Source organism: Variovorax boronicumulans (genome assembly GCF_030812215.1).
Taxonomy (GTDB): Bacteria; Pseudomonadota; Gammaproteobacteria; order Burkholderiales; family Burkholderiaceae_C; genus Variovorax; species Variovorax boronicumulans_C.
In genome coordinates, this window is sequence record NZ_JAUSSG010000007.1 from 53,933 (window position 1) to 79,562 (window position 25,630).

Consider the following 25,630-nt stretch of genomic DNA (forward strand, 5'->3'; position numbering starts at 1 on the left):
CGCAACGCAATCAGCTACAACTTCTTTGTAGGCGAGTCCATCAGAAAGTCCGAGGGCTATCGGACGGTGAAGGTCACGCTCGGGTTCAACCTGAACGCGAGCTTCTGACGAGACTCGATCACCGATTTATCTATGAACCTCAAACACGCAGTGACGCAAGACAGTGGGATCAGCATGCATGGAAATTTCAAGGCCATTGCGGCTTTCGCATTGACTGCGGTGATGCTCGCAGGCTGCGCCGCTCCGCCCTACCGCGCGCCTGGCACCGAGACGGCCCCTCTTTCCAGCCTTGCCGTCGTCAAGTCCGGGCCGCGCGGAGCCTCCTACTTTCATTCGATAGATGGAGAAAGAGTCCCCCATGTGCTTCTGCCGGTGGACCGCTGGGAAGTCGCGCCGGGTGAGCACGCCGTAGTGGTCGGGCTCAGGACGATCCCTCAGATGCAGGCGAGCACGATTCCGATGAGGTTCGTAGCGCGAGCTGGGAAAACCTATGTGATCCAGTATGAGGTCAAGACCTCGTGGGGGCGTGGCACGTGGCGTGGATGGATCGAAGACGAAAGCGGTACGACGGTCTCGTTCCCAGACACCGATCAGTCAAGGCGGTGAAGAAAGAGAACTGGAGGAGAACTGTAAACCATGCAAGTTGAACCGCTGAACTACTGCGCGCACGCCATCGAAGACCTGCAGAAGCTCGAACGGGCGCTGCGGCCTGTTGCCCTGCAATCCGCACGAACCGTGCTTCGGCTCGCCGACCTGCTACGCCGGAGTGTCAAGTTTATCTTGCCCAATTGTTGTGACCTGATCGATCCCGAAGAGATGAAGCAGGCGCACCTTGATCTGTTTCGTCTCCCATTCCCTGTGGTCGCCCTGGAAGCGCCGTGGCAGCGTGAGGCTGGTCCCGACCAAATAGGGGAGTTCAAGCAGTTACCGGCGACCAAGCGGATCGCGCTGTGCTGGGAAGCAAGTGCAGCGCACGAAGTCATGCCCGGCCTCAACGAGATCCTGCAGAGGTTCCCCCAGGGCGGCGTGTTCGTTGTGCCCATCTACTGGGGGCCATCCTTCGACTCGTGGAATATTGCAATCGGCGGAGCGTTCCTGCCCTACGACAACGAGATCGTGACCGTCACGGACTCACACCAAATCCTGCCGGCTTCGCGCATTGCGCATGAAGCAATGGCAGAAGCCGGCCGGAAACTGGGCAAACAGTTCAGCGCCGAGCCGTTTTGGCTGTTGCGTGAACATTTCGAGCAAGCTGTCGCCCAATACGGAAGTGTCGACAAGGCCTACGCGCAGATCATGCTCGACACCCATGACGAAATCATGGTGCTGATCCAAGTCTGCAGCGTGCTGAACTGCGCCAATGTCGGCACAGCCGACGTAGCCGCCCCCGAGGCCTTGAACAAGAAGCGGCGGGCCAAGGGCAAGCAGCCTTTTTTTAGCTACAAGGTCCTGGAACTTTCGGACGAGCGTCGTGCCCCTGGTGCTGGTCGAGGCAGCGGATCGCACGGGGCACCGCGAATGCATCTGCGGCGTGGCCATCTGCGGCGCTTGCAGGAGAAGGTCGTCTGGGTACGCCCATCGATGGTCAATGCGAACTCCGAGCACGGCATCGTCGCAAAAGACTATGCAGTGAAGTCAACGCGCGCGCCGGGCCATTGAGCGGAGGGCACCACGAGCCTCGACCCGGGGTCGAAGCCTGATCGGCATGCCCAATGAGGGCCGCAATCCCGACGCCATGCACTGCATCAAGCAGAGTAGCGGCCTGCGGGGGGCGGTGAGGCGGCGCATGCCAAGCGGGCTTAACCAAAGAAACTGGTTGGCAACTGCCCATCGGGGCCTTGCACGGCCACCAAGGCGCCCAACCTAGCCCGCGCGATACCGTTTGTTGTACACACTTGGGCCGCGCTGGGCGCCCGGGCCTTTGCCAAGCAAAACATGGGCAAAACCATTGCATACGGCTCGGCGCGCCGCCCCAGGGGCGGCCGGCAACAAAAAAGCCCCAGTAGCGGGGCAGCTACTGGGGCCATAGTTTGGCGGAGCAGGCGGGATTCGAACCCGCGGAGGGCTATTAACCCTCACACGCTTTCCAGGCGTGCGACTTAAACCGCTCATCCACCGCTCCTGAGCCCACGATTGTAGCAGTCGCTCAGGTCGGATTCGACGGCTTGCCGGCCTGAACCATGCGCATGGCCGATGCGATGAGTGCCGCCGTCTCGGTCATGTTGCTCGGGACGATCAGCGTGGTCTTGGAATCGGCCGCGACCTTGCCGTAGGCATCGACCGCACGTTCGGCCACCTTGAGCTGCACGGCCTGCTCGCCGCCGGGCTTCTGGATGGCCGCTGCCACACGTTCGATGGCATCCGCCGTTGCCGTGGCCACCGCGGTAATGGCGGCTGCCTCACCCTGCGCATTGTTGATCTGGGCCTGCTTTTCACCCTCGGAGCGGGCGATGAAGGCCTCGCGCTCGCCGGTGGCGATGTTGATCTGCTCCTGGCGACGGCCTTCCGAAGCCGCGATCAGCGCGCGCTTGCCGCGCTCGGCCGTGATCTGCGCCTGCATGGCCAAGAGGATTTCCTTCGGCGGCGTCAGGTCCTTGATTTCGTAGCGCAGCACCTTCACGCCCCAGTTGAGCGCGGCCTCGTCGATGGCGGCCACCACCTGCGCGTTGATGACATCGCGCTCCTCGAAGGTCTTGTCGAGCTCGAGCTTGCCGATCACGCTGCGCAGCGACGTTTGCGCGAGCTGCGTCACGGCCACGATGTAGTTCGACGAACCGTAGCTTGCGCGCATCGGATCGGTCACCTGGAAGTACAGGATGCCGTCGACCTGCAGCTGCGTGTTGTCGCGCGTGATGCAGATCTGGCTCGGCACGTCGAGCGGAATTTCCTTCAGGCTGTGTTTGTAGGCCACCCGGTCGATGAACGGGATCAGGAAATTGGGGCCAGGCGTCATGGTGCCGTGGTATTTGCCCAGGCGCTCGCGCACCCAGGCGTTCTGCTGCGGCACGAACTTGACCGACTGGCTGATGAAGATGATCGCGATGACCAGGATGATGAGGGGGACCGAAAATTCCATGGTGCTCTTCCTTGTTCCGAGTTCTTGAGTTCTGACTGACTAGATCTTGTCGACGACGAGGCGGCTGCCGACCACCTCGACCACGCGGTGCTCGCCCGTCGACGGTGCATGTCCTGCGCGCTGCACCACCGTCCATTGAGCGCCGCGGTAGCGCACGGTAGCGGTGCCGTCGGGGTTCCATGCATCGACCTGCACGCTTTCGCCGATGTCGAGGTTTACGTCGCGGTTGGTGCCGGCGCCCGCTGCCCGCGGGCGCTTGCGCTGGATCGAGTACCAGACCAGCACGGCGCCCACGCCGATCACGGCCGCAACGATCAATTGGGTGATGGTGCCGAAGCCCAGGTGCGCCGCGATGGCCGCGGCCGCGAAGCCGGCCGCCAGCAGGAGCAGGTAGACCGTGCCCGAGAGCAACTCGACCACGATGGCGGCTCCCGCGATCAGCCACCAAATGGTGGAATTCGCCATGACAACTCCTCTTTTTGCTTGTTCGATGCGCGCCATTCTGAGGCATAAGGCGCCAAGCGCTTGCCCCACGTAGGGGTACTGACCTCAAGGAGTGCCCGGTACCGCCATCGCTCGAATGTCTTGCACCAGGCTGACCAAATTCTTCATCTGAATTCCGTACACTTCGCGCCTCATTGCCTGTCCGGAGCCCCGCTCATGAAATTTCGCTTTCCCATCGTCATCATCGACGAGGACTTCCGCTCCGAAAACACTTCGGGCCTCGGCATTCGCGCGCTCGCGCAGGCCATCGAGACGGAGGGCTTCGAGGTGCTGGGCGTCACGAGCTACGGCGACCTGAGCCAGTTTGCCCAGCAGCAAAGCCGTGCCAGCGCCTTCATCCTGTCGATCGACGACGAGGAATTCACCATCGGCCCCGACCTCGATCCGGCCGTGCTGAGCCTGCGCAGCTTCATCGGCGAGGTGCGCCGCAAGAACGCCGACGTGCCGATCTACATCTACGGCGAAACCAAGACCTCGCGCCACATCCCGAACGACATCCTGCGGGAGCTGCATGGCTTCATCCACATGTTCGAGGACACGCCCGAGTTCGTGGCGCGCCACATCATCCGCGAGGCCAAGGCGTATCTGGAGGGCGTGCAGCCGCCGTTCTTCAAGGCGCTGATCGATTACGCCGAAGACGGTTCGTACTCCTGGCACTGCCCGGGCCACTCGGGCGGCGTGGCGTTCCTCAAGAGCCCGGTGGGCCAGATGTTCCACCAGTTCTTCGGCGAGAACATGCTGCGTGCCGACGTCTGCAATGCCGTGGAAGAGCTGGGCCAGTTGCTCGACCACACCGGCCCGGTGGCGGCCAGCGAGCGCAATGCGGCGCGCATCTTCAATGCCGACCATTGCTTCTTCGTGACCAATGGCACCAGCACCAGCAACAAGATGGTGTGGCACCACACGGTGGCGCCCGACGACGTGGTGGTGGTCGACCGCAACTGCCACAAGTCGATCCTGCACGCGATCATCATGACCGGCGCGATTCCGGTGTTCATGAAGCCCACGCGCAACCACTTCGGCATCATCGGTCCGATTCCCAAGAGCGAATTCGAGCAGAGCGCCATCAAGGCCAAGATCAAGGCCAACCCGCTGCTCGCCGATGTGGACCCGAACAAGGTCAAGCCGCGCGTGATGACGCTCACCCAGTCGACCTACGACGGCGTGATCTACAACACCGAGACCATCAAGAACATGCTCGACGGCTACGTCGACACGCTGCACTTCGACGAGGCCTGGCTGCCGCACGCCGCCTTCCATCCGTTCTACGGCGCCTACCATGCGATGGGCAAGCGCCGCGTGCGGCCGAAGGAATCGCTGGTGTTCGCCACCCAGTCCACGCACAAGCTGCTGGCCGGCATCAGCCAGGCCAGCCACGTGCTGGTGCAGGACTCGCAGAACCGCCAGCTCGACCGTGACCTCTTCAACGAAGCCTACCTGATGCACTCGTCCACGAGCCCGCAGTACGCGATCATCGCGAGCTGCGACGTGGCCGCCGCCATGATGGAGCCGCCCGGCGGCACCGCGCTGGTGGAGGAGAGCATCCTCGAAGCGCTCGACTTCCGCCGCGCCATGCGCAAGGTCGAGGAGGAGTTCGGCAAGGACGAGTGGTGGTTCAAGGTCTGGGGCCCCGAGAAGCTCGTCGACGAAGGCATCGGCCGCGCCGAAGACTGGATCATGACGGGCGAGAAGAACGGCAAGCCGAAGAACAAGAAGTCGCCGCGCAACTGGCACGGCTTCGGCGAGCTGGCCGACGGCTTCAACATGCTCGACCCGATCAAGTCGACCATCGTCACGCCCGGCCTCGACCTCGAAGGCAACTTCGCCGAAACCGGCATCCCCGCCAGCGTGGTGACCAAGTTCCTCGCGGAGCACGGCGTGATCGTGGAGAAGACAGGGCTGTACAGCTTCTTCATCATGTTCACCATCGGCATCACCAAGGGCCGCTGGAACACGCTGCTCACGGCGCTGCAGCAGTTCAAGGACGACTACGCGCGCAACCAGCCGATGTGGCGCATCCTTCCCGAGTTCTGCCAGCAGCACCCGGGCTACGAGCGCCTGGGCCTGCGCGACCTGTGTCAGCACATCCACCAGCTCTACGCCCGCTACGACGTGGCGCGCCTGACGACCGAGATGTACCTGAGCGATCTCACGCCGGCCATGAAGCCGAGCGACGCTTTCGCCCACATCGCGCACCGCAAGACCGAGCGGGTGGAAATCGACGAGCTCGAAGGCCGCATCACGACCAGCCTGATCACGCCGTACCCGCCGGGCATTCCGCTCCTGATTCCGGGCGAAGTGTTCAACAAGAAGATCGTCGACTACCTGAAGTTCTCGCGCGAATTCAACCTGCAGTGCCCGGGTTTCGAGACCGACATCCACGGCCTGGTGGCGCGCATCGACGAGACGGGCAAGAAGCGCTACTACGCCGACTGCGTTCGCAAGGCCGGCTGATCGATTGGCCGGTCAGGAGTGCGGGGCGTCTTCGCGCACCCGCATGAATCGCGCAAAACGCGGCAGGCCGCTGGCATTGGTGCCATTGAAGCGATAGGTGACCCAGGCGCCGATGGCGGGCGGGTTCTCGCGCTCGGCATCGGTCAAGCCGCTGCCGAGCTTGAAGCGCTTGCCCTCGGGCGTCTCGACGACGAGGGCGCCGAGCCGGTGGCTGTTGCGGCCTTTCCCGGTCACGTGGCCGACCACGCGAGCCTCGGCATCGTCGTAGGGCTTGACCTTGAGCAGGTCGTTGTTGCGCTCGCCGCGGTAGAGCGAACTGCCGCGATGCAGCATCAAGCCCTCGCCGCCCATCTTCACCGTCTTGTCGAGCAAGGCCTGCAGTTCGGCGTGCGTGGTGGCGCGTTCCTGCGGGACGAGGATGACCCACGGTGCATCGGTGATCGGGAGCAGCTTGCGCAATGCCGCCAAACGGGTGGTGAAGTCGCCCGGCTGGGCCGGCATGTCGAACACCATGAAGCGCATCTCGCGCCAGGCAACGTCGTTCGGCGTCTGGCTGCGTGCGGTGGACACCGCGTGCGAGAAGCGGCCGCGGCCTGCCCACAACTCGCCATCGAGCGGCTGCTTCGGCAGCGACGCGATGAACCATGCGGGTGCTGCGACGGGCTCGCCGCCGCGTGTCCAGAGCTGCTTGCCGTCCCAGTAGCCGCGCACGCCGTCGTATTTTTCGCTGACCCAGTAGTCGGCCAGCGACATGCCGGGACGGTAGACGTCGGCCAGCATCAGCGGGGGCGCGGTGTTGCGCGCAAATGCCGGCTGGACCAGGGCCAGGCCCAGCGTTGCCAGCAAAAGGGAGCGTCGATTCAGCACGATGCTATGAAATGGATAGCGAAAAACGGCCGCAGGGCAGCCGCTTGCCGGGCCCGGTGGACCTTATTCCGCCATGCCCCCGACGACGTTGCTGAAGCCGCCGTCCACGTAGGTGATCTCGGCGGTCACGCCGCTGGCCAGGTCGCTCAGCAGGAAGGCGGCGACGTTGCCCACTTCCTCGATCGTCACGTTGCGACGGATCGGCGAGGCATCGGCCACCGCCGCCAGCATCTTTCCGAAGCCCTTGATGCCGCTCGCGGCCAGCGTCTTGATCGGGCCGGCGCTGATGCCGTTCACACGCATGCCCTTCGGGCCGAGGGACGAGGCGGTGTAGCGCACCGAGGCTTCGAGCGAGGCCTTGGCCAGGCCCATGGTGTTGTAGTTGGGCAGCGCCCGCTCGGCGCCCAGGTAGGTGAGCGTGAGCAGGGCCGACTTATCGTTGAGGTAGGGCAGGGCGGCCTTGGCCATGGCCGGGAAGCTGTAGGCGCTGATGTCGTGCGCGATCTTGAAGCCTTCGCGAGAGAGGCCGTCGAGGAAGTCGCCTGCGATGGATTCGCGCGGTGCGAAGCCGATGCTGTGCACGAAGCCGTCGAACTTGGGCCAAGCCTGTGCGAGGTCGGCGAAGAGCTTGTCGATCTGGGCGTCGTCGCCCACGTCGCAATCGAAAATCAGTTTCGAGCCGAAGTCTGCGGCATATTCGGTGATACGGTCCTTGAATCGCTCGCCGACATAACTGAAGGCGAGTTCCGCCCCTTGTTCGTGGCACGCCTTGGCGATGCCGTAAGCGATCGAGCGATTGCTCAACACACCGGTGATCAACAGTTTTTTGCCGGAAAGAAAGCCCATGAAATTGCCTTGTGAAAATCTTGGGCAGAATTCTCGCATGCGGTTTCTTCGGGTCTGGTGGTTGTTGGTGTGTGCGGCTCCTGTGTGGGCGGCGCACGGATATGCACTCTGGGACGACCTGAAGTACGCCCCCGGCTTTACCGCCTTCGACTATGTCAACCCCGATGCGCCCAAGGGCGGCGAGTTGCGCCTGGTCAGCAATCTGCGCGTTTCCACCTTCGACAAGTACAACCCGTTCACCATCAAGGGCACGGCGCCGGCTTACCTCGACAGCCTGATCTTCGAGACGCTGCTGGCCGGCTCGATGGACGAAACCGCTTCCGGTTACGGCCTGCTGGCAGAAGACGTGGCGGTAGCACCCGATCGCCGCAGCGTGACCTTCCGCCTGCGGCCCGAGGCGAAGTTTCACAACGGCAAGCCGGTAGAGGCGGCCGACGTGAAGCACAGCTACGACACGCTCATAGGCCCCTTCACTTCGCCAGGCTACAAGACGCTGCTGCAGGAAGTCGACGGTGCCGACGTGATCGATGCGCGCACGATCCGGTTTCGCTTCAAGACCCCGAACCGCGAGTTGCCTCTCACTGTGGGCAGCTTGCCGGTCTTCAGCCGCGATTGGGGCATGGAGAACGGCAAGGCCAAGCCTTTCGACCAGGTCGTGATGGACATCCCCATCGGCAGCGGCCCCTACAAGGTCGGGCCCGTGCGCTTCGGCAAGGACATCACCTATGTGCGTGATCCGGGCTACTGGGGGCGCAACCTCGCGGTGAACCGCGGCAGCTACAACTTCGACCGCATCACCGTCAAGATCTACAAGGACAACACGGCCCGCCTGGAGGCGCTGAAGGCCGGAGAATTCGACACGATGAGCTTCTACTCGGCCGGCGACTGGGCGCGGCGGGTGACTGGCAAGCGCTTCGATACTGGCGAGCTCATCAAGTATGAGTTCCAGCACAAGAAGCCCGCGGGCTTCCAGAGCTACGTGCTCAACAGCCGCCGGGACAAGCTCAAAGACCCACGCGTGCGCGAAGCGCTCGGGCTGGCGCTGGACTACGAATGGATGAACCGCCAGATGTTCTACGGCGGCTATCCGCGCGTGAAAGACCTGTTCGGCAACACCGACTGTGAAGCGCAGGGCCTGCCCTCGGCGGAGGAGAAGGCCTTGCTGGAACGCTGGCGCGGCAAGATTCCCGACGCCAGCTTCGGCCCGATGTACACGCCGCCCACGACCGAGGGCGCGGGCCAGTCGCTCCGCAACAACCTGCGCCGCGCGCGCGAACTGCTCAAGGAGGCCGGCTGGGAATACCGCGACGGCGCGCTGCGCAACGCCAAGGGCGAGGCCATGACGCTGGAGTACCTCGACAGCAGGGAAGGCGGCGTGCGCACGGTGTCGCCGTGGGTCCGCAACCTCGAGAAGCTCGGCATTGCGCTCAATTTCTCGTCCGTCGATTTCGCGCTCTACCAGGAGCGGCTGGATCGGTTCGAGTTCGACATCACCACCATCAACTTCCCCGGCACCAACAACCCGGGCCAGCAACTGCTCGAGATCTTCGGCAGCAAGGCCGCCAAGACGGAGAGCTCGGGCAACTACATGGGCGTGTCCACGCCGGCAGTCGATGCCCTGCTCAAGGACATCGTCGATGCCGATACCAAGGCCGAACTGCTGCCTGCCTGTCGGGCGCTGGACCGGGTCATCATGCACAGCCACTACCTGATTCCCCAGTGGACGCTGAGCTCGCACCGTGTCGTGTACGACGACTGGCGACTGGCGTTCAAGGCGCCGATGCCGCCGTATGCCGCGGCCGAGGGCTGGATCATGGGAACGTGGTGGGCCAAGTCCCCGAAGCGATAGTCATAGAAGAGAAAGAACCAGGCAATGCTCTCCTATGTCATCAAGCGACTGCTGCTGTTCATTCCTACGCTGCTGGGCGTGCTGCTGGTTACTTTCCTGGTGATCCAGTTCGTGCCCGGAGGGCCGGTGGAGCAATACCTGGCCGAAGCGAAAACCGCGGGCGTCGGTGGCGGGGGCGGTGGTTTCGAGTCGGGTGGTGGCTCCTACCGGGGTAACCAGGGCGTCGATCCCAAGCGCCTGGAGCAGATCAAGGCGCTGTACGGCTTCGACAAGCCGCCGCATGAGCGCCTCTGGCAGATGCTCGGGCAGTTCGCGCGCTTCGACCTGGGCAAGAGCTTCTTCCAGAACAAGGATGTGTGGACGCTGATCCTCGAGAAGTTGCCCGTGTCGATCAGCCTCGGGCTCTGGACTTTCTTCATCAGCTACGGCGTGGCGGTGCCGCTGGGCGTGGCCAAGGCGGTGCGGGCCGGCTCGCGCTTCGACCTCATCACCACGCTCATCGTGCTGATCGGTTATGCCATTCCGGGCTTCGTGCTTGGCGTGGCGCTGTTGGTGATCTTCGGGGGGCAATTGCAGTGGTTCCCGCTGCGCGGGCTGACCTCCTCGAACTGGGATGAACTCAGCTGGGGAGCCCGCATCGTCGACTACCTCTGGCACATCACATTGCCTGTCACGGCCATGGTGCTCGGCAGCTTCGCGGTGACGGCCATGCTGACCAAGAACTCGTTTCTCGAGGAGATCCGAAAGCAATATGTGCTGACCGCGCGTGCCAAGGGGCTGGGCGAGCGGCAGGTGCTCTGGAAGCACGTGTTCCGCAACGCGCTCATACCCATCATCACCGGGCTGCCGGCGGCTTTCATCGGTTCGTTCTTTGCGGGGTCGCTGCTGATCGAGACGCTGTTCTCGCTCGATGGGCTGGGCCTGCTGGGCTACGAAAGCGTGATCCGCCGCGACTATCCCGTGGTGCTGGGCACGCTCTATATCTTTACGCTGATCGGCCTGGTGACCAAGCTGATCTCCGATCTCTGCTACGTCTGGGTGGATCCGCGTGTCAAATTCGACTGAGACGGCCCCGCACATCTCGCCCGGCCGCCGTGCCTGGATGCGCTTCAAGCGCAACCGGCTCGGTTACTGGAGCCTGGTGATCTTCACGTCGATGGTGGTGCTGAGCCTCTTTGCCGAGGTGCTGTCCACGGACAAACCGCTGATCGTGCGCTACCAGGGCCAGACCTATTTCCCCGTGCTGCGCGACTATTCCGAGAAGACGTTCGGTGGCGACTTCGAAACGCCGGCCGACTACCTCGATCCCTTCATTCGCGACCGGATCACTGCCGGCGACAACTGGGCGGTCTTCGCGCCCAACACCTATGGCGCCAAGACGCTGAACTACTTCGCCAAGGCGCCAAGCCCGGCGCCGCCCTCGGCCGACAACTGGCTGGGCACCGACGATCGCGGCCGAGACCTGCTGGCCCAGCTGATCTATGGCTTTCGCGTGAGCGTGCTGTTCGCGCTTGCACTCACGGTCATCGGCACGGTGCTGGGCGTGGCGGCCGGCGCGGTACAGGGCTACTTCGCAGGGAGGATCGACCTCGCGTTCCAGCGCTTCATCGAGATCTGGGGCTCGATGCCGGAGCTCTACCTCCTCATCATCTTCAGCGCGATCTTCAAGCCGAGCGTGACGCTGTTGCTCATCCTGCTGAGCCTGTTCGGCTGGATGGCCCTTTCCGACTACGTGCGCGCCGAGTTCCTGCGCAACCGCCAGATGGACTACGTGCGCGCCGCGCGCGCCCTGGGCGTGAGCAACCTGCAGATCATGTGGCGCCACATCCTGCCCAACAGCATGGTGCCCGTCGTGACCTTCCTGCCGTTCCGCATGAGTGCGGCGATCCTGGCGCTGACCTCACTGGACTTTCTCGGCCTCGGGGTGCCGCCGGGTACGCCATCGTTGGGCGAATTGCTGAACCAGGGCAAGTCGAGCATCGACGCCTGGTGGATTTCGCTCTCTACCTTCGGCCTGCTGGTCATCACGCTGATGCTGCTGACCTTCATGGGCGACGCGCTGCGCGATGCGCTCGATCCGCGGAAGGCCGACAAGTGAGCGATATGCAGCATCCACCCAAGAAGCCCCTGGTCGACGTGAAGGGGCTGTGCGTCTCCTTCAGCGGCAAGGAGGTCGTGCACGGCATCGACTTCCAGATCGCCGCCGGCGAAAAGCTCGCGCTGGTGGGCGAGTCGGGCTCGGGCAAGACCGTCACGGCGCTGTCGCTGCTGCGCCTGGTGCAGAACGCCGAACTCGGCGGCGTCGCAAAGCTCTTCGGCCCCGATCCCTCGCAGGGCGCGCGCGATCTTCTGTCGATTCCCGAGCGCGAGCTGCGCGGCATTCGCGGCAAGGAGATCGCGATGATCTTCCAGGAGCCGATGACCGCCCTCAACGCGCTCTACAGCGTGGGCGACCAGATCGCCGAGGTGCTCGAGCTGCACGAAGGTCTGTCGGCTCGCGCGGCGCAAGCGGCTGCCGTCCAGTTGCTCGCCGACACCGGCATTCCCGAGCCAGCACGGCGGGCGAGGTCGTTCCCGCACCAGCTCTCGGGTGGCCAGCGCCAGCGCGCCATGATCGCCATGGCGCTCGCCTGCAAGCCGCGCCTCCTGCTGGCCGACGAGCCGACCACCGCACTCGACGTCACGGTGCGCGCGCAGATCCTCGAACTGCTGGCCGATCTGCAGCGCAAGTACGGCATGGCCGTGCTGCTGATCACCCACGACCTGAACCTCGTGCGCCGCTTCGCCGACCGCGTGGCGGTGATGGAGAACGGCCACATCGTCGAGCACGGCGCCGTGGCCACCGTGTTCGACGCTCCGCAGCACGCCTACACCCGCAAGCTGATCGACAGCCATCCGGAGCGCGATGTCGCGGCGGTGGCGGCGAGGGCCGACACCGCACCGGTGCTCGAAGCCAAGGCCTTGCGCGTGAGTTATCCGGTGCCGAGGCCCGGCTTTGCCGGCTGGTTCCGCAAGGGCGAATTCATCGCGGTACAGGGCGCCGATTTCCGCATCGTGCCGGGCGAGACGCTGGGCGTGGTCGGCGAATCGGGCTCGGGCAAGTCGACGCTGGCCCTCGCGGCGCTCGGACTCCTGAAGCACCAGGGTGAACTGAAGGTGGATGGCAAGGGGTGGGCGGTCGATCGCGCATCGGACCTCGCCCTTCGCCGCACGATGCAGGTGGTGTTCCAGGACCCGTTCTCCTCGCTCTCGCCGCGCATGACGGTCGAGCAGATCGTGGGGGAGGGGCTGCGCGTCCACGCGCCGGAACTCGACACGAAGGCGCGCAGGGCCCGCTCGCTCGCGGCGCTGTCGGACGTAGGGCTGACCGAGGCGCAGTTTCCCGCGCTGCTCGACCGCTATCCGCATGAGTTCTCGGGCGGCCAGCGGCAGCGGCTCGCGATCGCGCGGGCCTTGATCGTCGATCCGCAACTGCTGGTGCTCGACGAGCCGACCAGCGCGCTCGATGTGACGATCCAGAAGCAGGTGCTGGGCCTGCTGCAGCGCCTGCAGCGCGAGCGGGGGCTGAGCTATCTGCTGATCACGCACGACGTCGAGGTGATCCGCGCCATGGCGCACCAGGTCATCGTGATGAAGGACGGGGCCATCCTCGAAACCGGGTCGGTCGAGCGGGTGCTCGATGCACCGACGCATCCCTATACGCAGAAACTGGTGGCTGCGGCGCTGCTGGAATAAAACGAAAAGAGACGAAGAAATGTCGGTAAACGGACAGGACCGCCGCGGTGCCTGGCGCGCCGCGCTGGCCTGCATGGTCACGCTGGCGGTGGCCATGGGCCTCGGACGATTCGCCTTCACGCCCATGCTGCCCATCATGTTGGGCGAGGAAAAGCTGGAACTGGCCGGGGGCGGCGTGCTGGCGTCGCTCAATTACCTGGGCTATTTCCTCGGGGCGGTGAGTTGCGCGGCCATCGGGATCAAGGCGTCGAGCATGGTCCGGGGCGGGCTGGTTGCGACTGCGGCCTTGCTGATCGGCATGGGCCTGCTCCACAGCTTCACGGGCTGGGGCATCCTGCGCGCAGCGGCTGGCGTGATGAGCGCCTGGGTCTTCGTCTTCGCCTCGGGTTGGGGCCTTCGGCGGCTGGCCGAAACGAATTCGCCAACGCTGGCTGGCGTGATCTATACGGGGCCGGGCATCGGGATTGCCATGACCGGGCTGCTCGGCGGGGCGCTGGGACGCTGGGGCTCGGAGGTGGGCTGGATCGGGCTGGGCTTGCTGGCCGTGGTGCTCATCGCTGTGATCTGGCGGGTGTTCGATGACGGTGAGGTCGCGCAGGGCGGCAGCGCAAAGGCGCCTGTCAGCGCGAGCAGTGCTGCAGCATCTGGCGCTGATCGCAGCGACGCGATCTGGCTGGTCGCGCTCTATGGGCTGGCAGGCTTCGGCTACATCATTACTGCCACTTTCCTGCCGGTGATCGCGCGCCAGGCACTGCCGGGATCGTCCTGGCCCGATTTCTTCTGGCCGCTGTTTGGCGCGGCCATCATCCCGGGCGCGCTGATCGGCGCTCGCGCTCCCGTCCATTGGGATAACCGGCTGCTGCTCGCGGCCGCCTATGCATTGCAGGCGCTGGGCGTGGTGCTCTCCGTGGCATGGCCCACGATCATTGGTTTTGCGCTGGGGAGCCTGCTGCTGGGCATGCCGTTCACCGCGATCACGCTTTTCGCGATGCGGGAGGCGCGCCGGCTGCGTGGCAATGCGGCTGCTGGGCTGATCGGCTATGCCACGGCGTCCTACGGGGTGGGGCAGATCATCGGCCCGCTGTTCGCAGCGCCCCTGGCACAGCGCACCGGCTCTTTCGAGCAGCCGTTGCTGGTCGCGGCGGTGGCACTGGCGCTCGGCGCGGTGCTGTTTGCGGCGGTCTGGTCGAAATCTCGCCGCCTGAATGCCGGCTGAGCACCAAAGCCCCTTCATTTATCACACGAATAGCATATAATTCGAGGCTCACGACCAAACGGGCGGGTACCAACCGCCCGTTTTTTTTGGTCTATGCATTCTTGATCATTCGTTGCGTTCGCTGAGGTTCAGGTATTCGCTGCATTCGTGCAGTGGCGGATATCGCGAATTCGGCGAATTGAGTATTTAAAAGGCACTTTCGAACACGTGGCATTGCAGCAAATAGTGGAACAAACCGTGGCCGGTCTTGGCTACGACCTGGTCGAGATCGAGCGCTCGGCCGGGGGATTGCTGCGCGTGACGATTGATTTGCCCTGGACGGCCCCCACCTCTGAGGCTGTGGCTGCAGGCGTGCCGGAGCCCTTCGTGACGGTCGAAGACTGCGAGAAGGTGACGCGGCAACTGCAGTTCGCGCTGGAGGTCGATGGCGTCGATTACAAGCGGCTCGAGGTGTCCTCGCCCGGTATCGACAGGCCGTTGCGCAACGAGCAGGATTTCGAGCGTTTCGTGGGCGAGGTGATCGACATCACGCTCAAGGCCCCCATGGGCGCGGCGGCGGCAGGCCAGGTGTCTGCCACCCGCAAGAAATTTCGCGGCACGCTGGAGCGTGCTGAAAAGGCAGAAGGGGCTGACGCGGCCCCGGGCTGGCAAATCGTCTGGAGCGATGCGCCCGAGCCCAAGCCAGGTCAAAAAGTGAGCAAGAAGCGCGCGCCTGCACCGTTGCATGCGCTGGGCTTCGTATTGGACGAGCTACGCGATGCGCGGCTCGCGCCGATTGTGGATTTCAAGGGCCGCAAGGCCAAAACCCAACCGGGTTTTTCGGATATTGACGACGGAACGAACGTTCCTGACTGACAAGAGGAGTGGTGGCATGAATCGCGAAATGTTGATGTTGGTGGATGCGATCTCGCGCGAGAAGAACGTCGAGCGTGACGTCGTCTTCGGCGCGGTCGAATCCGCACTGGCGCAAGCCACCAAGAAGCTCCATCAGGGCGACGTGGACATCCGCGTCGCAGTCGATCGCGACAGCGGCGACTACGAAACCTTCCGTCGCTGGCACGTCGTTCCTGATGAGGCCGGCCTGCAGCTGCCCGACCAGGAAATCCTCCTGTTCGAAGCCAAGGAAGAAATGTCGGACATCGAGGTCGGCGAGTACATCGAAGAAGCGGTGGACTCGGTGCCGATCGGCCGCATCGGCGCCATGGCCGCCAAGCAGGTGATCCTGCAGAAGATCCGCGACGCCGAGCGCGAGATGCTCCTCAACGACTTCATGTCGCGTGGCGACAAGATCTTCGTGGGCACCGTCAAGCGCCTGGACAAGGGCGACATCATCGTGGAGGCTGGCCGCGTCGAAGGGCGCCTGCGCCGCAGCGAGATGATTGCCAAGGAAAACCTGCGCAATGGTGACCGCGTGCGCGCCATGATCATGGAAGTCGACTTGACGCTGCGCGGCGCGCCGATCATCCTGTCGCGCTCTGCGCCTGAATTCATGATCGAGCTGTTCCGCCAGGAAGTGCCCGAGATCGAACAGGGTCTGCTCGAAATCAAGAGCTGCGCCCGTGACCCGGGTTCGCGCGCCAAGATCGCCGTGCTCTCGCACGACAAGCGCGTCGATCCGATCGGCACCTGCGTCGGCGTGCGCGGCACCCGCGTCAACGCCGTGACGAACGAGCTCGCCGGCGAGCGCGTCGACATCGTGCTGTGGAGCGAAGACCCGGCCCAATTCGTGATCGGCGCCCTGGCGCCGGCGAACGTGTCGTCCATCGTGGTGGACGAAGAAAAGCACGCCATGGACGTGGTGGTCGACGAGGAAAACCTCGCCATCGCCATCGGCCGCGGCGGCCAGAACGTGCGCCTGGCTTCCGACCTCACCGGTTGGAAGATCAACATCATGGATGCCAACGAGTCGGCCCAGAAGCAGGCGACCGAAACGGATGCCAGCCGCAAGCTCTTCATGGAAAAGCTCGATGTCGACGAGGAAATCGCCGACATCCTGATCTCCGAAGGTTTCAACAGCCTGGAAGAAGTCGCCTATGTGCCGATTTCCGAAATGCTCGAGATCGAAGCTTTCGATGAAGACACCATCAATGAGCTGCGCTCGCGTGCCAAGGATGCGCTGCTGACCATGGAAATCGCCAAGGAAGAGGGCGTCGAGACCCAATCGTCGGTGTCGCAGAACCTGCGCGACCTCGAAGGCCTGGACCCCGAGCTGATTCCCAAACTGGTCGAGGCGGGTGTGAACACCCGCGACGACCTCGCCGACCTCGCGGTCGATGAACTCACCGAGATCACCGGCCAGAGCGCCGATGACGCCAAAGCCCTCATCTTGAAAGCCCGCGAACACTGGTTCGCCGGCCAAGAGTGATGGTCATGGAGGCACGAAACCAATATGTCCAGTACCACTGTCGCCGAGTTCGCGAACGAGCTCAAGAAGACTCCCGAAACCTTGCTTGACCAGCTCAAGAGCGCAGGCGTGCCCAAAGCGGCACCCACCGATGCACTCACCGAGGCTGACAAGCAGCGCCTGCTCGGCTTTCTCAAAGCCAGCCATGGCACCGCCGAGCCCGAGCGCAAGAAGATCACGCTGACCAAGAAGTCGACCAGCGAGATCAAGCAGGCCGACGCCACCGGCCGCGCCCGCACCATCCAGGTCGAGGTGCGCAAGAAGCGCACCTTCATCCAGCGCGACGAAGGCCACCCGGCCGAGCCCGTGCAGCAAGCTGCCGAGGCGCCCGCCGCCACGCCGGCTGCACCCCGCGTGGACGAGGCCGAATTGGCCCGCCGCGAGGAAGAGGCGCGCCGCCAGGCCGAGCTGATCCGCCGCCAGGAAGAAGAACTGGCCGAGAAGCGCCGCCTGCGTGAAGAAGCGGAAGCCCGCGAACGCGAGCAGGCCGAAAAGGCCGAGCGCGCCGAGCAGGAACAGGAAGCTGCACGCATCGCCGCCGAAAAGAAGGCTGCTGCCGAAGCCGCCGCCGCCGCGCCTGCCAAGGAAGCCGCCAAGCCGGTTGCAGCGCCTGCTGCAGCCGCTGCTGCTGCCGCCGAACAGCAAGCCGCCGATACCAAGCTGGCCGCCCAGACCGCCGCCACGCAAGCCAAGGAAGACGCGAAGGCCAAGGCCGCCGCCGAATCCAAGGCCCGCGCCGACGAGGAAGCCGCCCGCGCCAAGGACCTGGACGAGCGTCGCCGCAAGGCCCTCGCCGAGGCCGAAGCCATTCGCGCCATGATGAATGCACCGGCCCGCGTGCTGGTGCCGCACAAGGCGCCCGAGAAGCCGCAGCCCGAGAAGGCCGCGGTCAAGGGCACGCTGCACAAGCCGGCCACGCCCGCTGCGCGTCCCGGTGCGCCGGCCGCTCCGGGTGCTGCTGCAGCCCCTGGCGCAGCAGCCGGCGCTGGCAAGGAAGTCAAGTCGGCCAAGCTCTCCTCGAGCTGGGCGGGCGATCCTGCCAAGAAGAAGGAAATCAAGACCCGCGGCGATGCCAGCGGTGGTGTCGGTCGCGGCAACTGGCGCGGAGGCCCGCGCGGCCGTCGCGGCAACGACCGCGGCGGTCATGAAGAGCACGCACCGGCCGCACCGGTCGAGGCGCGCATTCTGGAAGTGCACGTTCCCGAGACCATCACGGTCGCCGAGCTCGCGCACAAGATGGCCGTGAAGGCTGGCGAAGTCATCAAGCAATTGATGAAGCTGGGCCAGATGGCGACCATCAACCAGTCGCTCGACCAGGACACCGCCATGATCCTGGTGGAGGAAATGGGTCACAACGCGGTGGTTGCCGCGCTGGACGATCCGGAAGCCTTCACCGACGAGGACGTGTCGGCGCAAACGGCGGAAGCCCTGCCACGCGCACCGGTTGTGACCGTCATGGGTCACGTCGACCACGGCAAGACCTCGCTGCTGGACTACATCCGCCGCGCCAAGGTCGCTGCGGGCGAAGCCGGCGGCATCACGCAGCACATCGGTGCCTACCACGTCGAAACCGAACGCGGCATGGTGTCGTTCCTCGACACCCCGGGTCACGAGGCGTTCACCGCCATGCGTGCCCGCGGTGCGCAGGCCACCGACATCGTGATCCTGGTGGTGGCGGCCGACGACGGCGTCATGCCCCAGACCAAGGAAGCCATCAAGCATGCGAAGGCTGCGGGTGTGCCGATCGTGGTTGCCATCAACAAGGTGGACAAGCCCGACGCCAACCTGGACCGCGTGAAGCAGGAACTGGTGGCCGAAGAGGTCGTGCCCGAAGAGTACGGCGGCGACGTGCCGTTCGTGCCGGTGTCGGCCAAGACCGGCCAGGGCATCGACGACCTGCTCGAACAGGTGCTGCTGCAAGCCGAAGTGCTGGAACTCAAGGCGCCGGTGGATGCCGCCGCCAAGGGCCTGGTCATCGAAGCGCAGCTGGACAAGGGCCGCGGCCCGGTCGCGACCGTGCTGGTGCAGTCCGGCACGCTCAAGACCGGCGACGTGGTGCTGGCGGGTTCCACCTATGGCCGCGTGCGTGCCATGCTGGACGAAGACGGCAAGGCCATCAAGACCGCGGGTCCGTCGATCCCGGTCGAGATCCAGGGTCTGACTGAAGTGCCGCAAGCGGGCGACGAGTTCATGGTGATGGCCGACGAGCGCCGTGCGCGCGAAATCGCCACCTACCGTGCCGGCAAGTTCCGCAACACGAAGCTGGCGAAGGCCCAGGCCGCGAACCTGCAGAACATGTTCACCGACCTGTCGGCGGGCGAAGTGCAGACGCTGCGGATCATCATCAAGGCCGACGTGCAGGGCTCGCAGGAAGCGCTGGCCCAGTCGCTGCTCAAGCTGGCGAACGAGGAAGTCAAGGTCCAGATGGTGTACGCCGGCGTCGGCGGCATCAGCGAAAGCGACATCAACCTCGCCATCGCCTCCAAGGCCATCGTGATCGGCTTCAACGTGCGTGCCGATGCCGGTGCGCGCAAGCTGGCCGAGAGCAACGGCGTGCAACTGAACTACTACAGCATCATTTACGACGCTGTGGACGAGATCAAGGTTGCGATGTCGGGCATGCTGGCACCGGAGCGCCGCGAAGAGATCATCGGCTCGGCCGAAATCCGCACGGTGTTCGTGGCTTCGAAGATCGGTACGGTCGCAGGTTCGTACATCACCTCGGGCTCGGTCAACCGCAGTGCGCATTTCCGCCTGCTGCGCGACAACGTGGTGATCTACACCGGCGAAGTCGACTCGATCAAGCGCATGAAGGACGATGTCCGCGAAGTCCGCGAAGGTTTTGAGTGCGGTATCAAGCTCAAGAACTACAACGACATCAAAGAAGGCGATCAATTGGAATTCTTTGAAATCAAGGAAATCGCCCGGACGCTGTAAGCGTTCGAAGCGACCGAGTCCATGCCGAAAAGAAAAGCCGCCGCCCCCAACCGCGCGTTCAAGGTTGCCGACCAGATCCAGCGGGATCTGACGGAACTGATCGCGCGCGAGTTGAAGGACCCGCGCGTGGGCATGGTCACGATCCAGGCGGTCGAGGTCACGCCCGACTATGCGCACGCGAAGATCTACTTCAGCATGCTCACGGGTGACGTTGAAGAGACCACCGCAGCGCTCAACCAGGCCGCGGGGTTTCTCCGCAACGGCCTGTTCAAGCGCCTCCATATCCACACCGTGCCGACGCTGCACTTCCTGTTCGACCGCACCACCGAGCGTGCGGCCGACATGAATGCGCTCATCGCGCAGGCCGTCGCTTCGCGCTCGAAAGACGACTAGCGATGAATGCGCCACGCACACGGGTGCAGCGGCGCCCTGTGCATGGGGTGTTGTTGCTCGACAAACCGCTGGGGCTCTCCAGCAACCAGGCCTTGCAGAAGGCCAAGTGGTTGCTGCGTGCCGAAAAAGCGGGCCATACCGGCACGCTCGATCCATTGGCCACCGGCGTGCTGCCGCTGTGCTTTGGTGCAGCCACGAAGTTCAGCCAGCTGCACCTCGATGCCGACAAGACCTACGAAGCCACGGCACGCCTGGGCATCAAGACCTCGACCGGCGACGCCGAGGGCGAGGTGATCGCCGAGCGCCCGGTGCACGTCACTGCCGAAGACCTGGCCCGCGTCGAGGCGCAGTTCACCGGCCCGATCCGCCAGGTTCCGCCGATGCACAGCGCCCTCAAGAAGGACGGCAAGGCGCTCTACGAATACGCCCGCGAAGGCATCGAGATCGAACGCGCCCCGCGCGACGTGGTGATCCATGCATTGAAGATCACCCAGGCGGCCGCCGAATCGGCAAGCCACGCCATCCGCATCGTGGCCTCCGTGAGCAAGGGCACCTACATCCGCACCTTGGGCGAAGACATCGGCGAGGCACTGGGCTGCGGCGCGCACCTCACGTCGTTGCGCCGCACGGCCACCGGCGGTTTCGGCGCGGCGCAGTGCATCACGCTCGAGGCGCTCGAAGCCATGGACGAAGACGAGCGGCTGGCCCAGTTGTTGCCTGCCGAATCCCTGGTCGAGGGCCACACGATCGTCACGCTCGGCAGCGAAGATGCGGGGCGCTTTTTGTCCGGCCTGCGCCGTCGTGGAACGTGGGCCGATGCGGACCATGTGGCCGTGTTTGGCGACACGCCGCCTGCCTTCCTGGGTACGGCGCACATCGCCGCCAACGAACTGATCCCGGGGCGCTTGCTGAACCCCATCGAAATTCAGCAAATTCTTTTGAACGCACAACAGACAGAAGCGACACCATGAGTACCAAGCAAATCCGCAATATCGCCATCATTGCCCACGTGGACCATGGCAAGACCACCATGGTTGACCAACTGCTGCGCCAGTCCGGCACCTTCGCCGAGCACGAGAAGGTCGTCGACACGGTGATGGACAACAACGCCATCGAAAAGGAACGTGGCATCACGATCCTGGCCAAGAACTGCGCCGTGACCTGGGAAGGCACGCACATCAACATCGTCGACACCCCGGGCCACGCGGACTTCGGCGGTGAAGTGGAGCGCGCGCTGTCGATGGTCGACGGCGTGGTGCTGCTGATCGACGCGCAGGAAGGCCCGATGCCGCAGACGCGCTTCGTGACCAAGAAGGCGCTGGCGCTCGGCTTGAAGCCCATCCTGGTCGTGAACAAGGTCGACAAGCCCGGCGCGAACCCCGACAAGGTGGTCAACGCCGCCTTCGACCTGTTCGACAAGCTCGGCGCCACCGACGAACAGCTCGACTTCCCCGTGGTGTATGCCTCGGGCATCAACGGCTGGTCGTCGCTCGAAGAAGGCGCTCCCGGCGAGCAGTGGGGTCCCGACATGTCGGCCCTGTTCAACACCATCCTGAAGCACGTGCCGTCGCAAAAGGGTGACCCGAACGCGCCGCTGCAGCTGCAGATTTCCGCGCTCGACTTCTCGACCTTCGTCGGCCGCATCGGCGTGGGCCGCATCAGCCAGGGCACGCTCAAGCCCATGACCGACGTGCTGGTCATGGAAGGCCCGGACGGCAAGACCGTCAAGGGCCGCGTCAACCAGGTGCTGACCTTCCAGGGCCTGGACCGCGTGCAATCGACCGAAGCCGGCCCCGGCGAGATCGTGCTGATCAACGGCATCGCCGACATCGGCATCGGCGTCACCGTGACCGACAAGGACAACCCTGCGCCGCTGCCGATGCTCAAGGTCGACGAACCGACCCTGACCATGAACTTCTGCGTGAACACCAGCCCGCTGGCCGGCCGCGAAGGCAAGTTCGTGACCAGCCGCCAGATCTGGGACCGCCTGCAAAAGGAACTGCAGCACAACGTGGCCCTGCGCGTGAGCGAGACCGACGAAGAAGGCATCTTCGAAGTCATGGGGCGCGGCGAACTGCACCTGACCATCCTGCTGGAAAACATGCGCCGCGAAGGCTATGAAATGGCCGTGTCCAAGCCGCGCGTGGTGTTCCGCACCGTGAACGGCGAAAAGCACGAGCCCATCGAAATGGTCACGGCCGACATCGAAGAAGGCCATCAGGGCGGCGTGATGCAGGCACTGGGCGAGCGCAAGGGCGAGCTGGTCAACATGGAACCGGACGGCCGTGGCCGTGTGCGCCTGGAGTACCGCATTCCGGCGCGCGGCCTCATCGGCTTCACCAACGAATTCCTGAACCTGACGCGTGGCTCGGGCCTCATCAGCAACATCTTCGACAGCTACGAGCCGCACAAGGGCGACATCGGCGGCCGCAAGAACGGCGTGCTGATCTCGATGGACGACGGCGAGATCTTCACCTACGCGCTGGGCAAGCTGGACGACCGCGGCCGCATGTTCGTGAAGGCGAACGATCCGGTGTACGAAGGCATGATCGTGGGCATTCACAGCCGCGACAACGACCTCGTCGTGAACGCCACGCGCACCAAGCAGCTGACCAACTTCCGCGTGAGCGGCAAGGAAGACGCGATCAAGATCACGCCCCCGATCGATCTCACGCTGGAATACGGCGTCGAGTTCATCGAGGACGACGAACTGGTCGAGATCACGCCCAAGAGCGTGCGCCTGCGCAAGCGCTTCCTGAAGGAAAGCGATCGCAAGCGCGCCGGTCGCGAGACGCAATCGGCCTGACCCTCGAGAAGGGTGTGAACGAACCCGGCATGCCCGCTCATCCCGTTCGGGCACGCCAAACTCATTCACACCTTCTGAGGATTCCATGCGCCTGACGCACGGCAGGGCTGTGTGGCTGATGGTCGTCGTGACCCTGATGTGGGGCACGGCGGGCGTCGTCACACGGCACCTTGCACAGGCGCACAGTTTCGAGATCACCTTCTGGCGCAGCCTCTTCACGACGCTAGCGCTGCTGGTGATCTTGCCGCTTTGGCGGGGGCGTGCCGTGTTCTCGCAGCTGCGCAGCGGCGGGCGCGAACTCTGGATCTCTGGCGTCTGCTGGGCCGTGATGTTCACCGCCTTCATGGTGGCGCTCACGATGGCTTCGACGGCGAGCGTGCTGGTCACGATGTCGCTCGGGCCGCTGCTCACCGCGCTTGCGGCGCGCATCTTCATCGGCCACCGTCTTCCTGCTCGCACCTGGGTGGCCATCGTGGTGGCCGGGCTGGGCATCGGCTGGATGTACGGCACGCAGTTGATGCAGGGCGGGGCGGGCGGCAGTTCGCTGCTCGGCACCCTGGTCGCGCTGTGCGTGCCGCTGGCCGGCGCCACCAACTGGACCGTGGTTCAACACGCGCACGCCAAGGGGCATGACATCGACCTGGTGCCCGCCGTGCTGATCGGCGCCGTGCTCACTGCCTTGTTCACCTTGCCCTTTGCCTTGCCGTTCCAGGCGAGTGCGCACGATCTCGGCTTGCTGGCTTTTCTGGGCGTGTTCCAGCTCGCGATTCCGTGCGTGCTGTCGGTGCTGTGCGCACAGGTATTGAAGGCGCCCGAGGTCGCGCTGCTGGCCTTGCTCGAAGTGATCTTCGGCATCGCGCTGGCGTGGATTGGCGCGGGCGAGGAGCCGGCTGCCAGCGTGCTGACCGGCGGTGCACTGGTCATCGGTGCACTGGTGTTCAACGAACTGCTGGCGCTGCGCGGGCGCCGCGCGACGGTGGCAGATACCGCATTGCCGGGCGCGCACTAGGCGCCCGAATATCTACTCGGGCTCGGCAACGGCGTCTGTTGCACCGAGGCCGATCAGCCGCGCTTCCGTGACTGCCCGGGTAAAGCGCTTTGCAAAGTCGTCGCTCATGCGCCAGTCGCCGTTGTCCTGCACGAAGGTGAATTCGCCGGTCAGCGGCAGCGACCGCGCGCGGCCGATGGTGGCCAGCAGGCTGTCGTTGTATTCGACGACCAGCGGACAGACCCGGCTCACGCCCTCTTCATGCACGCGGCAGGGGCCGGTGGGCTCGAAGTCGGCGATCTCGCGCTCGCGGTCGGCGTCGGTGACCACGAGGCCGGCGGTGGAACGCTGGCGCGCGCGCTGGCGTTCGAGCTGGCGCTGAAGCATCGCCGCGGCGGGCGAGCTCGACTGCAAGGCGGCCACGCCGTCACGGAAGGCTTTTTCCGCCGCCGCGCGCCCGATGGGCTCGGCGTTGTAGAGCGGCTTGCCCTTGGCATCCAGATTGCCGAAGCGGGCCTCCACGATGACCGGGTGGGCGCCGCGCACCGTCATCTGGCCGTTGCTGTTTTTGGCGGAGTCCGGGCCGATCGTGTACGCGATCGATTGGGTCTCGCCGCCGCGGGTCATCGTCGCCATGCAGCCGCGGATGCGCTCGTCCTTTCGGTAGCCGACCTCGCGCAGCCCGCTCAGTGCCGGTATGCCGACTTCGCGCAGGCCCTGGGTGCGCGCGTCGATCGACACACGGAGCATGAGACCCTGCAGCGTCTTGCGTGTGGTGTCGGCGTTACAGGCCGGCACGCCTTCCGGCGCGAAGAAATACCAGCCGAGGCCGCCCACGACCGCGAGCACGACCAGCCGGGAGAGCCACGCGCCCCGGCGGCGCTTGCCTTGAGCAGCGGCCCGCCACGCGCCGGTCGACTTTTCGTCGGCCGCGATCTCCTCCTGCGCTTCGGCCACGATGCGGGCCCGCTCTGCCGCCATGGCAAAGGCCGGCTCGGCCGCGACCTCGGCGCGCGTGGCCTCGAACAGTTCTTTCTCGAGCGGGCCGTCGATCACCATCCAGGCCAGCGTCGCGGCCGGTGCGGAGGGCACGCTGCCGACCAGCGGCGTTTCCTCGAGGGCCATGTCCCGCGTCTCGGCATCGACGAGGCCGTCGTTGAAGAGCGCGCTCACGGCTTCGTGGGTGATGCCGCGGTCGCCGAGCTCGACGAGCTCCTCGGCGTCGTAAGCAACGTAGGCCGCATCGTCGGCGGTGGCAGCAGGCGGCGAGGCCTCCTCGAGCCGTTCGACGGCGGCATCGATTTCTTCCTGGGTGACCAGGCCCTTCGCGCACATCCAGGCCAGGGCGTGCGCGGGGCCGGGAATCGGCGGCAGCGTGGCGGTCTCGGGATGGGCGAGCACGGCGTCGTGCTGCGCGTCGGTGATCAGGCCGTAGGAGAGAAGGGCGAGGAACGCATCCGGATTCGCTGCTGCAGGATTCATGCGGCGATTCTGCCGTGGCGCATGCGCCAACAAAAAAGGCTCCGGCGTGAACCGGAGCCTTTGCGATCAGGTG

20 protein-coding genes and 1 tRNA gene are annotated in these 25,630 nt (G+C 64.8%); 15 read left to right on the forward strand and 6 right to left on the reverse strand.

Annotation, left to right across the window (positions count from 1 at the left end):
* Positions 1-132 precede the first annotated feature (132 nt).
* On the forward strand, positions 133-606 hold the full coding sequence (locus tag J2W23_RS18995) for a hypothetical protein (protein WP_307649841.1): 474 nt from the start codon (positions 133-135) through the stop codon (positions 604-606).
* Between the two features lie 30 nt (positions 607-636).
* The gene (locus J2W23_RS19000; protein WP_307649842.1) at positions 637-1,659 is read left to right on the forward strand and encodes a hypothetical protein; all 1,023 of its coding nucleotides are present in this window, start codon (positions 637-639) and stop codon (positions 1,657-1,659) included.
* 372 nt (positions 1,660-2,031) lie between these two features.
* On the opposite strand, the gene J2W23_RS19005 is transcribed toward J2W23_RS19000, so the two are convergent.
* From J2W23_RS19005 to J2W23_RS19015, 3 genes are all read right to left on the reverse strand, one after another.
* Positions 2,032-2,122: transfer RNA gene (locus J2W23_RS19005), tRNA-Ser, on the reverse strand.
* 24 nt (positions 2,123-2,146) lie between these two features.
* Positions 2,147-3,076: an SPFH domain-containing protein gene (locus J2W23_RS19010; protein WP_176657298.1), complete on the reverse strand. Its 930-nt coding sequence runs from the start codon at positions 3,074-3,076 to the stop codon at positions 2,147-2,149.
* A gap of 39 nt (positions 3,077-3,115) precedes the next feature.
* Entirely contained in the window at positions 3,116-3,541 is a 426-nt protein-coding gene (locus tag J2W23_RS19015) for an NfeD family protein (protein ID WP_307649843.1), read from the reverse strand.
* A gap of 195 nt (positions 3,542-3,736) precedes the next feature.
* Between J2W23_RS19015 and J2W23_RS19020 the strand changes: the two genes are divergently transcribed.
* Positions 3,737-6,034, forward strand: a complete 2,298-nt coding sequence (locus J2W23_RS19020; RefSeq protein ID WP_176657300.1) for an arginine/lysine/ornithine decarboxylase — start codon at positions 3,737-3,739, stop codon at positions 6,032-6,034.
* A gap of 12 nt (positions 6,035-6,046) precedes the next feature.
* Here the strand turns inward: J2W23_RS19020 and J2W23_RS19025 are convergent, their stop codons facing one another.
* Together J2W23_RS19025 and fabI are read right to left on the reverse strand one after the other, a co-directional pair.
* Complete coding sequence (locus tag J2W23_RS19025) at positions 6,047-6,901, reverse strand: DNA ligase (protein ID WP_307649844.1); 855 nt, start codon at positions 6,899-6,901, stop codon at positions 6,047-6,049.
* Between the two features lie 63 nt (positions 6,902-6,964).
* Positions 6,965-7,747 carry an enoyl-ACP reductase FabI gene (gene fabI / locus J2W23_RS19030; protein WP_176657302.1) on the reverse strand — a complete coding sequence of 261 codons (783 nt, stop codon included), beginning with the start codon at positions 7,745-7,747 and terminating at the stop codon, positions 6,965-6,967.
* A 37-nt stretch (positions 7,748-7,784) separates the two neighbouring features.
* On the opposite strand from fabI, the gene J2W23_RS19035 reads away from it, so the two are divergent.
* From J2W23_RS19035 to J2W23_RS19090, 12 genes are all read left to right on the forward strand, one after another.
* Complete coding sequence (locus J2W23_RS19035) at positions 7,785-9,596, forward strand: extracellular solute-binding protein (RefSeq protein WP_176657303.1); 1,812 nt, start codon at positions 7,785-7,787, stop codon at positions 9,594-9,596.
* 24 nt (positions 9,597-9,620) lie between these two features.
* A complete protein-coding gene (locus J2W23_RS19040) occupies positions 9,621-10,661 on the forward strand; it encodes a microcin C ABC transporter permease YejB (RefSeq protein ID WP_176657304.1) in 1,041 nt (346 codons plus the stop codon).
* Entirely contained in the window at positions 10,645-11,694 is a 1,050-nt protein-coding gene (locus J2W23_RS19045) for an ABC transporter permease (protein WP_307649846.1), read from the forward strand. Before J2W23_RS19040 ends, J2W23_RS19045 begins: the two co-directional genes overlap by 17 nt.
* A gap of 5 nt (positions 11,695-11,699) precedes the next feature.
* Positions 11,700-13,331: an ABC transporter ATP-binding protein gene (locus J2W23_RS19050; RefSeq protein ID WP_307649847.1), complete on the forward strand. Its 1,632-nt coding sequence runs from the start codon at positions 11,700-11,702 to the stop codon at positions 13,329-13,331.
* Positions 13,332-13,350: 19 nt separating this feature from the next.
* Positions 13,351-14,547, forward strand: a complete 1,197-nt coding sequence (locus tag J2W23_RS19055) for a YbfB/YjiJ family MFS transporter (RefSeq protein ID WP_307649848.1) — start codon at positions 13,351-13,353, stop codon at positions 14,545-14,547.
* Positions 14,548-14,754: 207 nt separating this feature from the next.
* The gene (gene rimP / locus J2W23_RS19060) at positions 14,755-15,402 is read left to right on the forward strand and encodes a ribosome maturation factor RimP (protein WP_307649849.1); all 648 of its coding nucleotides are present in this window, start codon (positions 14,755-14,757) and stop codon (positions 15,400-15,402) included.
* Between the two features lie 16 nt (positions 15,403-15,418).
* The gene (nusA, locus tag J2W23_RS19065) at positions 15,419-16,912 is read left to right on the forward strand and encodes a transcription termination factor NusA (RefSeq protein WP_176657309.1); all 1,494 of its coding nucleotides are present in this window, start codon (positions 15,419-15,421) and stop codon (positions 16,910-16,912) included.
* Positions 16,913-16,936: 24 nt separating this feature from the next.
* On the forward strand, positions 16,937-19,888 hold the full coding sequence (infB, locus tag J2W23_RS19070) for a translation initiation factor IF-2 (RefSeq protein WP_307649850.1): 2,952 nt from the start codon (positions 16,937-16,939) through the stop codon (positions 19,886-19,888).
* 21 nt (positions 19,889-19,909) lie between these two features.
* Positions 19,910-20,281 (forward strand): 30S ribosome-binding factor RbfA, encoded by a 372-nt coding sequence (gene rbfA, locus J2W23_RS19075; RefSeq protein WP_176657311.1) that lies wholly within the window; start codon positions 19,910-19,912, stop codon positions 20,279-20,281.
* A 2-nt stretch (positions 20,282-20,283) separates the two neighbouring features.
* Positions 20,284-21,252: a tRNA pseudouridine(55) synthase TruB gene (gene truB, locus J2W23_RS19080; protein WP_176657312.1), complete on the forward strand. Its 969-nt coding sequence runs from the start codon at positions 20,284-20,286 to the stop codon at positions 21,250-21,252.
* Positions 21,249-23,087, forward strand: coding sequence for a translational GTPase TypA (typA, locus tag J2W23_RS19085; RefSeq protein ID WP_307649851.1), 1,839 nt, complete (start codon positions 21,249-21,251; stop codon positions 23,085-23,087). The genes truB and typA overlap by 4 nt, the downstream gene beginning before the upstream one ends.
* An 85-nt stretch (positions 23,088-23,172) precedes the next feature.
* Positions 23,173-24,096, forward strand: coding sequence for a DMT family transporter (locus J2W23_RS19090; protein ID WP_176657314.1), 924 nt, complete (start codon positions 23,173-23,175; stop codon positions 24,094-24,096).
* A 12-nt stretch (positions 24,097-24,108) separates the two neighbouring features.
* Here the strand turns inward: J2W23_RS19090 and J2W23_RS19095 are convergent, their stop codons facing one another.
* Complete coding sequence (locus J2W23_RS19095) at positions 24,109-25,557, reverse strand: hypothetical protein (RefSeq protein ID WP_307649852.1); 1,449 nt, start codon at positions 25,555-25,557, stop codon at positions 24,109-24,111.
* Positions 25,558-25,630 lie beyond the last annotated feature (73 nt).